At 67.9% G+C, this 11,629-nt stretch carries 9 protein-coding genes and 1 pseudogene; 8 read left to right on the top strand and 2 right to left on the bottom strand.

Annotation, left to right across the window (positions count from 1 at the left end; all coding sequences use genetic code 11):
* Nucleotides 1–952, top strand: a pseudogene (locus K2Z83_RS21055) (hypothetical protein); the annotation flags it as partial.
* 47 nt (nucleotides 953–999) lie between these two features.
* On the top strand, nucleotides 1,000–2,412 hold the full coding sequence (locus K2Z83_RS21050) for a hypothetical protein (RefSeq protein ID WP_220597153.1): 1,413 nt from the start codon (nucleotides 1,000–1,002) through the stop codon (nucleotides 2,410–2,412).
* 16 nt (nucleotides 2,413–2,428) lie between these two features.
* Here the strand turns inward: K2Z83_RS21050 and K2Z83_RS21045 are convergent, their stop codons facing one another.
* Entirely contained in the window at nucleotides 2,429–3,181 is a 753-nt protein-coding gene (locus K2Z83_RS21045; RefSeq protein ID WP_220597152.1) for a glycosyltransferase family 2 protein, read from the bottom strand.
* Between the two features lie 141 nt (nucleotides 3,182–3,322).
* Here K2Z83_RS21045 and K2Z83_RS21040 point away from each other — a divergent pair, with 141 nt between their 5' ends.
* The 6 genes from K2Z83_RS21040 (at nucleotide 3,323) to gpmI (ending at nucleotide 9,375) form a co-directional block, all read left to right on the top strand.
* Nucleotides 3,323–3,673, top strand: a complete 351-nt coding sequence (locus K2Z83_RS21040) for a hypothetical protein (RefSeq protein ID WP_220597151.1) — start codon at nucleotides 3,323–3,325, stop codon at nucleotides 3,671–3,673.
* A gap of 54 nt (nucleotides 3,674–3,727) precedes the next feature.
* Nucleotides 3,728–5,176 (top strand): FAD-binding oxidoreductase, encoded by a 1,449-nt coding sequence (locus tag K2Z83_RS21035; protein ID WP_220597150.1) that lies wholly within the window; start codon nucleotides 3,728–3,730, stop codon nucleotides 5,174–5,176.
* A gap of 72 nt (nucleotides 5,177–5,248) precedes the next feature.
* The gene (locus tag K2Z83_RS21030) at nucleotides 5,249–6,514 is read left to right on the top strand and encodes an FAD-binding oxidoreductase (protein ID WP_220597149.1); all 1,266 of its coding nucleotides are present in this window, start codon (nucleotides 5,249–5,251) and stop codon (nucleotides 6,512–6,514) included.
* Nucleotides 6,515–6,551: 37 nt separating this feature from the next.
* On the top strand, nucleotides 6,552–7,304 hold the full coding sequence (gene ppgK, locus K2Z83_RS21025; RefSeq protein ID WP_220597148.1) for a polyphosphate--glucose phosphotransferase: 753 nt from the start codon (nucleotides 6,552–6,554) through the stop codon (nucleotides 7,302–7,304).
* Between the two features lie 96 nt (nucleotides 7,305–7,400).
* Nucleotides 7,401–7,649, top strand: coding sequence for a hypothetical protein (locus K2Z83_RS21020; protein ID WP_220597147.1), 249 nt, complete (start codon nucleotides 7,401–7,403; stop codon nucleotides 7,647–7,649).
* A 91-nt stretch (nucleotides 7,650–7,740) separates the two neighbouring features.
* Nucleotides 7,741–9,375, top strand: coding sequence for a 2,3-bisphosphoglycerate-independent phosphoglycerate mutase (gene gpmI, locus K2Z83_RS21015; protein WP_220597146.1), 1,635 nt, complete (start codon nucleotides 7,741–7,743; stop codon nucleotides 9,373–9,375).
* Between the two features lie 116 nt (nucleotides 9,376–9,491).
* On the opposite strand, the gene K2Z83_RS21010 is transcribed toward gpmI, so the two are convergent.
* The coding region (locus K2Z83_RS21010) for a response regulator (protein WP_220597145.1) at nucleotides 9,492–11,629 on the bottom strand (2,138 nt) is incomplete at its 5' end.

Here is an 11,629-nt window from a genome sequence, read left to right as displayed (position 1 = left end):
GTCTCAGGTGGCCTACTGGGAGATGGGGAACGAGCCTGATGTGGATCCGATTTGGGTGCCGTCTAACTCTCCATATGGCTGCTGGGGCGATATCCGCGACACCTACTATGGCGGTGAGCGCTATGGGCGCATGCTGCGTGCGGTTGTGCCTGCGATGCGCGCGGCCAACCCGAGCGTAAAGATCGTGCTCGGCGGGCTGCTGCTTGATACCCCCAACACAACCGATCCTACTCGCGGCAAGCCTGAGCGTTTTTTAGAGGGCGTCCTGCGCTCTGGGGCAGCCGATTCGTTTGATATTGTCGCCTACCACGCCTACACATCCTACACCCAGCCTAACTTCGACCACGACCTGAATAACGGTGCTGACTGGCCCCCCCGAGGTGGGTGGACGCTCGGCAAGGCTGCGTATGTCCGCGATGTGTTGGCGCGCTATGGGGTGAGCAAGCCGCTGTGGCTGAATGAGACCTCGATGGTGTGCTCGCCGACGTGGTCGCAATGTGATCCTCCTGGGGATGAGTTCTTTGCTGCCCAAGCCGATCATCTGATACGGGTCATGACCCGAGCCGCCGCCGCAAACATCCAGCAGATCTCGTGGTTCACATTCAATGGGCCGGGTTGGCGCAACGGGTCTCTGCTTGACACGAACCAGAGCCCGCGCCCGTCGTTTACCGCATACAAGCGGCTGATCGAGATGGTCGGGCAGTACCAGAGCGTGAGCGCAGTCGACTACGGCCAAGAGATTGAGGCCTATCGCTTTGTGAAGCCGGGCGGTGTTGTCGATGTGCTCTGGTCGCGCAGCGCCAGCACGGTGATCGCACTGGTTCCGTCTGGCTCTTACCGCTCGGCCGTGATCTGGAATGGGGCGGAGCCGTCGACAGGGACATCGCCAGATGGGACGCAGAAGTATGTTAATGTCGGCTTCCAGGCGGTCTTTATCGAACGCGCGCCGTGAGATCGCTGCACTTCTTGACGCGGTATCGCGAGCTAGTGGCGCTGGCCTTGGCCATGCTCGCTGCCGGCGTGCTCTTTGTGGTCTTCCATCGCCACGGATTCGACGACCCGTATATCACCTATCGGTACTCGGCTAACCTGGCGGCCGGCAAAGGGTTTGTCTATAACAGCGGCGTGGCGGTGCTGAGCACCACCGCGCCGCTCTATGCGCTGCTGCTGGCTCCGGCGGCGGCGCTTGGGATCGATCTGCCGCTGTTCAGCAATCTGGTCAGCTGCCTGAGCCTGGGCGCCGGCGGGCTCGCCCTCTGGCGGCTGGGGCTTGCCTGGGAGGAGCCTCTGGCCGGCGTGGCGTCGGCAGCCTTGTATACGCTGTTCCCGTTGCTGATCACGATGATCGGTGCGGAGACAAGCTTCGCGCTCGGGCTGGTGCTCTGGGCCTTTGTGGCTGCGTCCGCTTCGCGCTGGCCGGCGGTGGCGGTGCTGCTCGGGCTGGCGACTGTCGTCCGCGCCGACACGGTGCTGGTCGGCATCGTGCTCGGCGTCGGCCTGCTGGCCGGGCGTGGCCGCGCGCGACCGTGGTGGTCTGGGCTGCCCTGGGGCTCGGCCGCCATCTACACGCTGCTGGTCGCACCCTGGCTGCTCTTCGCGCAGGCCTACTTCGGCAGCCCGGTTCCCGTGACGCTGGCGGCCAAGCGACACCAGGCGCTGATCGTGGGTAGCCGGAGCTTTGGGCAGGGTCTGATCGACAAGCTGGGCGAGCTGTGGGCGCTGCCGGCCTACCGGCTGCTGCTGATCCTCGCCCTGATCGGCATTGGCTACGCCCTGCTGCGTCGCCGCGCCGCCCTCGGCCTGCTCGGCTGGGTCGCGCTCTACAGCCTAGCCTACGTCATGCTCGGCGTCACCAGCTACTTCTGGTACTACGGCCCGGTCTTCCTCGGCGTGACCGCGGCTGCGGGCCTGGGGGTCGCCGGGGTGGCGGCTGGGCTGCGGCGCCTGGTCGCGCCGCAGGTCGCGGGCGGGGCGGGCCTCGCGCTGCTCGCCGTGCTGCTGGTCGCTCAGATCGGCAGCCTTGTCAGCCTTGAGTCGCGCCTCGACCCGCGCCTGTTGGTGTACCGCCAGGTTGGCGAGTGGCTGCGGGCGAACACGCCCGCCGACGCCTCGGTTGGCACGCTGGAGGTCGGCGTGATCGGCTACTACAGCCAGCGGACCATGATCGATTTCGCCGGGCTGATCCAGCCTGAGGCGGCGGCCCAGTTCGACGCGCAGCACGGCTACCTGGAGGTTGCCCGCTGGTCGATGGAGCGCTACCGGCCGCAGTACCTCGCGCTGCGCGAGGCCGCCCTGCCGCTGCTTGCGTCCTCGCCCGACCTGGCAAGGCGCTGCGTGTCGGTGGCCGCCTTTTCTTCCCCAAGCGACCCCGACCCGATGCAGATCTATCGCTGCGACTGGGACATGCCGTAGGGGCGCAGGGCCGCCCCTACTTCGAGAGCGACCCACGGCGACGGGCGATGCGGCGCATGTGCTCGCGGCGCACCACCAGCTTCCACCAGAGCTGGATGAGCTGGACGCCGGTGCGCCAGAGGCGGGGGAAGTTGAAGAACTGGCTCTGTCCATAGGTGCGGTGGTAGTGGTGGACCGGCACCTCCGCGAAGTGGAACTTGGCGTCCTGGAGCTTCTTCACCAGCTCCAGGCAGATCGTCCCGCTGTCGGACTCGAGGTCGATCACCTCGAAGACCTCGCGCCGGATCAGGCGGAAGTCGCAGTCCACATCGCGGAGCTTGAAGCTGAAGAGGAGCTTCACCAGGTGGTGGTAGATCCGCCCGATGACCTTGCGGTGGAGCGGGTCGCCGCGGTCGATCTTCCACCCGTTGACGATGTCGATCTCGTCGGTGAGGGCGGGGATGAGCAGCTTGAGCTCGCGCGGGTCGTACTGGGCGTCGCCATCGGTGTAGAAGATCAGATCCTTGGTGGCGCTGGCGAACCCGACGCGGAGCGCGCCGCCGTAGCCGAGAGCCTGGCGGTGCGTGAAGACGCGCAGGCGCTCGTAGTGGCCGGCGAGCGACTCGAGCACCTCGACGGTGTAGTCGGTGCTGCCGTTCTCCACTACGATGACCTCGTAGTCGTCGGTGAGCTCCTCAAGGGTGCCGATCACGCTGACGACCATGCTGCCGATCGTGCCGGCGTCGTTGCAGGCCGGGAAGAATGCCGTGATGCTCGGCCTATCTGCCATTGCGCTCCGTCCTCTGTGCTGGTGTGCCCCGTGGCGCGCACTGCGCGACGGATGGCGATTATAGCACACGTTTGCCCGCCCGACCTGAGAGAATATGCTATCATAAGGCCGCGCAGACCCGTAGATGAAGGAGCTCCCGCTGTGCTTGTCTGGCTGACCTTGGTGGTGATCCTGTTTGAGATCTGGTATGTCGCGGCCTTCCTGGCCGCCTACATGCGCCTGCGCGAGTCGCGGCTGCTGCTGTTGGTCGGGCAGGGGATGATGATCCTGCTCGCGTTTGCTTATATCGCCTACGCCACGCTCGGCGCTCAGCCGATCAACCCGATCATCGCGCTCGGCCCCCTCGTGATCTCGATGGTGGCCCTGGGGATCTGGCGGGCGGTCGCCGGGAGCCTGCCCCGCTTCGCCCAGAGCTACCCGCGCGGCTTTATCGATGTGCTGCTCTTCCGGCGGCCGGCCTCGAACCTCAAGCGGCGGGTGCGGACGAAGTAGGGACGCAGGAGGGACGCAGCGCGCTGCGTCCTTGCGATTATCACGGGATCTTCAATGACCAGAGAAACCTTGATCGCTGCCCTTCAGTCTGCCATTGGGCCGACGTGTGTGCTGCACCGGCCCGAGGAGCTGATGCTCTACGAGTACGACGGCTCATCTCTCGACCAGGCTCTGCCCGATGTGGTGGTGGTGCCCGGCAGCACCGCCGAGGTGGCCGCCGCAGTGCGGGCGGCCACGGGCATGGGCGTGCCGGTGGTGGTTCGCGGCGCAGGCACCGGGCTGGCCGGCGGCACGGTGCCCGACCGGGGCGGCATGGTGGTCTCTCTGGCCCGCCTCAACCGCGTGCTCAGTATCGACCCGGCCTCGCGCACCGCCGTGGTGCAGCCCGGCGTGGTGAACACCGAGCTGAGCGTGGCCGCCGCACCCTACGGCATGCACTTTGCCCCCGACCCGAGCAGCCAGCGTTCGAGCACGGTCGGCGGCAATGCCGGCTCGAACGCCGGCGGCCCCCACTGCCTCAAGTATGGCGTCACCACCAACCACGTCCTCGCCGCCACCGTGGTGCTCGCCGACGGCAGCGTGGTGCGCCTCGGCTCGACGGTGCCCGACGCGCCCGGCTACGACCTGCTCGGCGCGGTGGTGGGCAGCGAGGGCACCCTCGGGATCATTACCGAGCTGACGGTGCGGCTCACCCGCAACGCCGAGGACGTGCGCACCTTCCTGGTGATCTTCGATGAGATGGACGCCGCCGGAGCCTGCGTCTCGGCGATCATCGCCGCCGGGATCATCCCTGCCGCGCTGGAGATGATGTCGGGAGAGGGCATCGCCGCGATCGAGGCCTCGGTTCACGCCGGCTACCCGCCCGACGCGCGGGCGGTGCTGCTGATCGAGATCGACGGCCTGCGCGAGGATCTGGCCGATGAGGCCCGCCGGATCGCCGAGGTGTGTACGGCCAGCGGCGCCCGCGAGCTGCGCACCGCCGCCGACTCCGCCCAGCGCGAGCGCCTCTGGGCCGGGCGCAAGGGCGCCCTGGCCGCCTGCGCGCGGATCGCCCCGCACTACCATATTGTCGATGGGGTGGTGCCGCGCTCGCGCCTGCCCGAGGTGCTTCGCTATAGCGAGGAGGTGGCCGCCCGCTACGACTTGAAGGTGGTTAACATCTTCCACGCCGGCGATGGCAACCTGCACCCGCTGCTGCTCTTCAACCTGCGCGTCCCCGGCACGCGCGAGCGGGCGGTCGCCGCCGGGGAGGAGATTCTGCGGGCCTGTGTGGCCGCCGGCGGCACGATCAGCGGCGAGCACGGGATCGGCCTGGAGAAGCGCGACTATATGTCCTGGCTCTTTAGCGAGGATGATCTCTCCGCCTTCGCCGACATACGCGCCGTCTTCGACCCTACTGAGATGATGAACCCCGGTAAGCTCCTGCGGACGGGCGCTCCTTCCGCCGATCAGGCTCCCACGCAGGCCTTCCGGCGTACGACCGAGCGCGGGGCGTGGATTTAGCTGATTATCGGGAGCGGGAGGGTTTCAGGGAGGGTCGCGCCCTGCCTGTCCCTCCCCTTCTATAGATGGAACATGGATTTCACGCTCTACAGCCAGCCCCCCGCGCGGGTGATCACCCCGGCTACTGCTGAGGATCTCGCCGACTGCCTGCGTGAGGCGAGCGCTGCCGGATCCTCGGTGGTGCCCTGGGGCGGCGGCACGCGCCAGGGGCTCGGCGGCCCGCCCACACGCTATGATCTCGCCCTGAGCATGTCCGGCCTGTCCCGCGTGGTCGAGTACACCCCGGCCGACCTGGTGATCAGCGTCGAGGCCGGGGCGACGCTGGGCATGGTGCAGGAGACGCTGGCCCCCCACGGCCAGTGGCTCCCCTGGGACCCGCCGCTGCCCCGGCGGGCGACGGTCGGCGGCCTGCTGGCCAGCGGGGCCGGCGGCATGCTGCGCCTTGGCTATGGCTCCCCACGCGACTGGACCCTGGGCATGCGGGTGGCGCTCGGCGATGGCCGGCTGGTGAAGAGCGGCTCACGGGTGGTCAAGAATGTCGCCGGCTACGACTCGCACAAGCTGCATATCGGCGCCCTCGGCACCCTCGGCGTGATCGCCGAGGCGACCTTCAAGGTGGCGCCGATCCCGCCACGCCGGCAGACGCTGATTGCTGCCTTCACCACGACGAAGGCGCCCCTTGAGGCGATCGCGCAGCTGCGCCAGCCGCCCTTCCATCCGATCAGCATGGTCATCCTCAACGACGAGGCGGAGCGCGCCATCCCGGCCCTGCACCCCTTTCTGCGCGACCATTCGCACTACCTGATGGTGGCGGTGCGATTCGCTGGCACGGCGGGCGCGGTGGCCCGTCAGATCCGGGCGGCGGTCGCCCACTGCGTGGAGCTTGGATCGCGCGTGATCGAGCTGAATGAGCTCGATGATGCGCCGATATGGGAGGCCATCGCCGACTTTGTGCAGCCGACGGGCGACCTGATGCTGCGGGTCGGCGCGCCGCTCGGCCAGCAGTATGAGATGATTCGTCTGCTCGAGATGACGACGCGGGCGCGCGGCTGGGCCACCGCGCGCATGGTGATCGCCGGCGTGGGGCTGGCCTACGCGCGCTGGCCTATCGCCGGCGTGCCTGCCGCCGCCCTTGCGGCGGCTCTCGCCGAGCTGCGGGCGGGGCTCGCCACGATCGGCGGCTATGTGGTGATCGAGGAGCTGCCGGCCGCCCCTGGCATTGATCGTGATGTACTGGATGTCTGGGGCGCGCCTCCGGAGACTCTGGCGCTTATGCGGTCGCTGCGGGCGGCGTGGGATCCGGCGGGCGTGCTGAACCCAGGGCGCTATCTGGTGTAGCGCCGCAGTGCCGATGGCAGGATATCTGAGGTGTGCGATGGATGTGCTTGGACTGGATGTTGGCGGCTCGGGGATCAAAGGCGCGCTCGTCGATGTGTCCAGCGGTGAGATGACGACGCCTCGGAAGCGCATCCCTACGCCTGACGGCGCTGAGCCGGCTGCTGTTGCCGATGAGGTGGCTCAGATCGTGCGCCACTTCTCCTGGTCTGGGCCGATCGGCTGCGGCTTCCCTGCGGTGATCAAGGGCGGCGTGGCCCACACGGCGGCGAATATCGCGCCGAGCTGGGTGGGCACGGATGTCGCCCGGCTCTTCAGCGAGGCCGCCGGCAGCCCGGTGCTGGCGCTCAACGATGCCGATGCCGCTGGGATCGCCGAGATGCGTCTGGGCGCCGGGCGCGGTCGCGGCGGCCTGGTGCTGATGATCACGATCGGCACGGGGCTCGGCACGGTTCTCTTCATGGATGGCCGCCTGGTGCCGAACATGGAGCTCGGCCACATCGAGATCCGCGGCAAAGACGCCGAGAGCCGGGCCTCCGACGCGGCCCGCTCACGCAAGGGCCTGGGCCTGAGCGCGTGGGCGAAGCGCTTCGATGAGTACCTCTGTCGGCTGAGCGCGCTGATCTGGCCCGACCTGATCATCATCGGCGGCGGCGGCAGCCGGGTCTATGAGAAGTTCGCCCCCCTGCTCACCGTCGGCGTCGAGATCGTCCCAGCTAAGCTGCGCAATGAGGCCGGCATGGTTGGCGCGGCCCTGGCGGCCGCCGAGGCATTCCCTGAGCTGCTGTCGTAATGTCGTCGTGGTGTTGGGGGTTGGCGGCGAAACCGCCAACCCCCAACACCAAAAGAATATGGGGCCTGTGGCCCCATACCCCGCCGGAGGCACACGATGTCCATCCTCGGTTCGATCATCGCCCTGGGCGCGGCCCTGGCCTTCGCCGCCATCGCGGTTCTGGCCGTCTGGGGCGGCCTAGAGGCCGTCCGCCGCGAGATCCTGCGCGGATTCGTCAGCGCGAACCCTGGCCCCGCCGACCGCGCGCTGACCCTGCTGCTTGTCGGCGTGCCCCTGGCCGGCGTGGCCGCTATCGGCCTGCTGTCCGCCGTGCGCGTCGCCCTCGTCGCCCTCGGGCTGGGATGACGGTTGGGGCGCAGCAGCGCCCGTACGGCCACTTGGATGCTCAGAATACATTGGCGCAGCGCTGCTGCGCCCTTACACCGGAGTTATTTTCATGACAACAACTCGCCCTCGCCCGGTGGTGCTGGCGATCATGGATGGCTGGGGCCTGACCGAGCCCGGCCCCGGCAACGCGGTGGACCTCGCCACCACGCCCAATGTCGACCGCTGGATGGCCGAGCGGCCCTTCACGAGGCTGGCCGCCTCCGGCCTCGCCGTGGGCCTGCCCGAGGGCCAGATGGGCAACTCTGAGGTCGGCCACCTGAATATCGGCGCCGGGTTTGTGGTCTACCAGGAGCTGACCCGGATCAGCAAGAGCGTCGCCGACGGCGACTTCTTCGAGAATGAGACTCTACTGGCCGCCGTGAGCCACGCCAAGGCCGGCGGCGCCCTGCACCTGATGGGCCTGTTTGGGCCTGGCGGCGTCCACGCCCATGAGGACCACCTGCACGCCCTGCTCACCCTGGCCCACCGCCACGGCCTGGAGCGCGTCTACCTGCACCTGTTCCTCGATGGTCGCGACGTGCCGCCGCGCAGCGCCCTCGGCTTCCTCGACACCCTGGAGGGCGTGATCGGTCGCCTCGGCACCGGCCAGATCGCGACCGTGATCGGCCGCTACTATGCGATGGACCGCGACAAGCGCTGGGAGCGCGCCGGCCTCGCCTACGAGGCCATCGTCTCGGGCAAGGGTGAGACGGCCTCCGGCGCCCGCGAGGCCATCCAGCAGTCCTACGACAAGGACGTGGGCGATGAGTTCGTGCTGCCCACGGTGATCATGCGTGACGGCGCGCCGGTTGCGACGGTGCAGGACGGCGACGCGATCATCTTCACCAACTTCCGGCCCGACCGCGGCCGCCAGCTCACCCGCGCCTTCGTGACCCCCGACATCGACGCGCAGATCACCAGGCACTATGAGAAGCAGAAGCAGGAGGGCCAGGAGCTGCCCGCCACGATCTGGCAGCGCGGCCGTCAGCTCCAGGGCCTCTTCTTTGTGACGATGACCCAGTATGAGGAGGGGCTGCCGGTGCATGTGGCCTTCAGCCCGCGCCCAGTGCGCCACCCCCTGGCCGCCGTGGTGAGCGCCGCAGGCCTCAAGCAGTTCCACATCGCTGAGACCGAGAAGTACCCCCACGTGACCTTCTTCCTCAACGGCGGGCGGGAGGAGCCGTTTGCGGATGAGGACCGCGTGCTGGTGCCCTCGCCCAAGGTGGCCACCTATGACATGCAGCCTGAGATGAGCGCCGAGGGGGTTAAGGATAGCCTGCTGGGGGCGATCAACAGCGGCACGTATGACCTGATCGTGGTGAACTTCGCCAACCCGGACATGGTCGGCCATACCGGCTCGATCCCGGCGGTGATCACCGCCTGCGAGACCATCGACGCCGACATGGGCGAGGTGGTGGCGGCCATCCAGGCCCAGGGCGGGGCGGCGATCATCATCGCCGACCACGGCAACGCCGAGGTGATGATCGACCCGGAGACGGGCGGGCCGCACACGGCCCACACCACCAACCTGGTGCCCTGCATCCTGGTGGCGGCCGAGGGGCTGGGCCTGGAGAAGGGCCAGGTGTCGCTGCGCGACGGCGGGTGTCTGGCCGACATTACGCCGACCCTGCTCGACCTGCTGGGCCTGGCCAAGGACGAGGATATGACCGGCGAGAGCCTGATCATCACTGAGCCGCGCAATTGAGGCGCTGAGACACGGAGTCACGCGCGATTCCGCCCTCACGTGATATGCAGCCATGTGCCAGCGAAGCTGGCACATGGCTGCATATCACCCAAAAGAACCGTAGGTGCCGCAGGCACCTACCGCCGGTCGGCCCGGCTGTCGAGGTGCTGCTGGATCTCGCGCAGCAGCGCCTCCTTGCCATAGGTGCCCTTCCGCAGCACGCGCACCGCGTGCGCGTCGAGCCTCCTCCGCTCCTCATCGGTCAGCTCCTTGGCCGTGATCACCACCACGGGGATAGCGCTCCAGTCGGGGTTCCGGCCCATGGTCGTGATGAAGCCGAACCCGTCTAGCTCCGGCATCATCAGGTCGAGCAGGATGAGGCCGGGGCGGTGGCTCGTCACCTCCTCAAGCCCACTCTTCCCATCTGACGCCTCGTAGACGGTCCAGCCCTCACGCTCCAGCAGGCGGCGGATCATCGCCCTGGTGACATTATCGTCCTCGATGATCAGGATCGACTGGTTCTGACGCCGCTCGATGTGGCGCTGGAGCAGGCTGGTGAGCTGCTGCATATCGATCGGCTTGGTCAGGTAGTCGGTGGCGCCCATGGAGAACCCGAGCCCACGCTCATCGAGCATGGTGAGCATGATCACCGGGGTGTCCATCAGGTCGGGGGCGTCCCTGATAGCGGAGAGCGTCTGCCAGCCATCGACGCCGGGGAGGACCACATCGAGCAGGATGAGGTCGGGCCGGCGCAGGCGGGCGAGGCGCATGCCCTCGTCGCTACTGGTGGCGGAGTAGATCCGCCAGCCGCGCTGTCCGAGGGCGCGCTGGAGGATGGTGTGGACGTCGGGGTCGTCGTCGATGATCAGGACACTGGCCGAGCCGCTCACCACCGTCAGATCGGTGCGCTCGGGCGCAGACGTCGGCCGATCATCGGCCGGCTGCAGGCCGGCGGACAGGGCGTTGGGCAGGGTGACGGTAACGGTGGAGCCGTGGCCTGGCTCGCTGCGCACGTGGATATCGCCGCCCATCATGTGGCAGAAGTGGCGGCTGATCGCCAGTCCCAGCCCCGTCCCGCCATACTTACGGGTGGTGCTGACATCGGCTTGGCTAAAGGGCTGAAAGAGCCGTGCGATCTGCGCGGCGCTCATGCCGATGCCGGTGTCGCTCACTTCAAAAATGATGAAGGGAGAAGGATGAAGGATGAACTGGCCATCTTCATCCTTCATCCTTCTCCCTTCATCATTCGTGACGCGCAGCGTCACCGTCCCGCCCTCGGTGAACTTGCACGCGTTCGAGAGCAGGTTGAGCAGCACCTGGCGCACCTTGGTCAGGTCGGCGTAGATAATGCCCAGGCTAGGCGCGCGCTCTATGACGAGCCGGTTATGGTTACGGGCCGCGATGGGTTCGATCGTGCTGACAACGCTGTCGATCAGGCTGGCGGCGGTGAACTGCTCCATGTAGAGCTCCATCTTGCCGGCCTCGATCTTTGAGATGTCGAGGATGTCGTTGATCAGGCCGAGCAGGTGGCGGCCGGCGCCGTGGATCTTCTGCATGTCTGGCACGAGGGCGGCGTGGTCGCTCTCGTTGAGGTCTTCCTGGAGCATCTCGCTGTAGCCAATGATCGCGTTCAGCGGGGTGCGCAGCTCGTGGCTCATGTTGGCCAGGAAGGTGCTCTTGGATCGGTTTGCCTCCTCGGCGGCCTCCTTGGCCTGCGCAAGCGACTCGTAGAGCCGGGCGCGGGCGATGGCGGCGGCGGCCTGGTTCGCCGCCGCGGCGAGGGCGCTGAAGCTGCTGCTGTCATGCTGGCTGCCCTGAACCATGATCGTCCCGACGGACTCGCCGGCGATGGTGAGCGGGATCGTGCGCCCACCATCGCCGGCGGGCCGCGCGTCGCCCCAGCTTGCCCGGAGCCCCTCGGCGTGGGCGTCGTAGATGGCGATGTAGTCGTAGCCGAACCCAGGGTCGTGCAGGTGCCGCGCCAGCTCCGTGTAGACATCGGCCTCGCTCAGCTGGGCGGAGAGGGCGGCGCTCAGCTCGAAGAGGGCCTGCTGCCGGCGCGACTGGTCGCGCTCGACGGCGAGGAGCCGGGCGTTCTCTGCGGCCGCGTGCTCCAGGCGGACGGTGCGCTCGGCGACGCGCCCCTCAAGCGATCCGATCAGGCTGCGGATCTGGTCGGCCATCGTGTTGAAGGCGCGGGCCAGGGTGGCGAACTCGTCGCTGCCATCATCGGGGATGTGCCCGTCGAGCCGGCCCTGGCCGAGGCTCTCGGCGG

The sequence above is a fragment of the Oscillochloris sp. ZM17-4 genome (assembly GCF_019599295.1).
Lineage (GTDB): Bacteria > Chloroflexota > Chloroflexia > Chloroflexales > Chloroflexaceae > Oscillochloris.
Note: the sequence above shows the minus strand (reverse complement) of the source record. Positions and strands in the feature narration are given on the sequence as shown.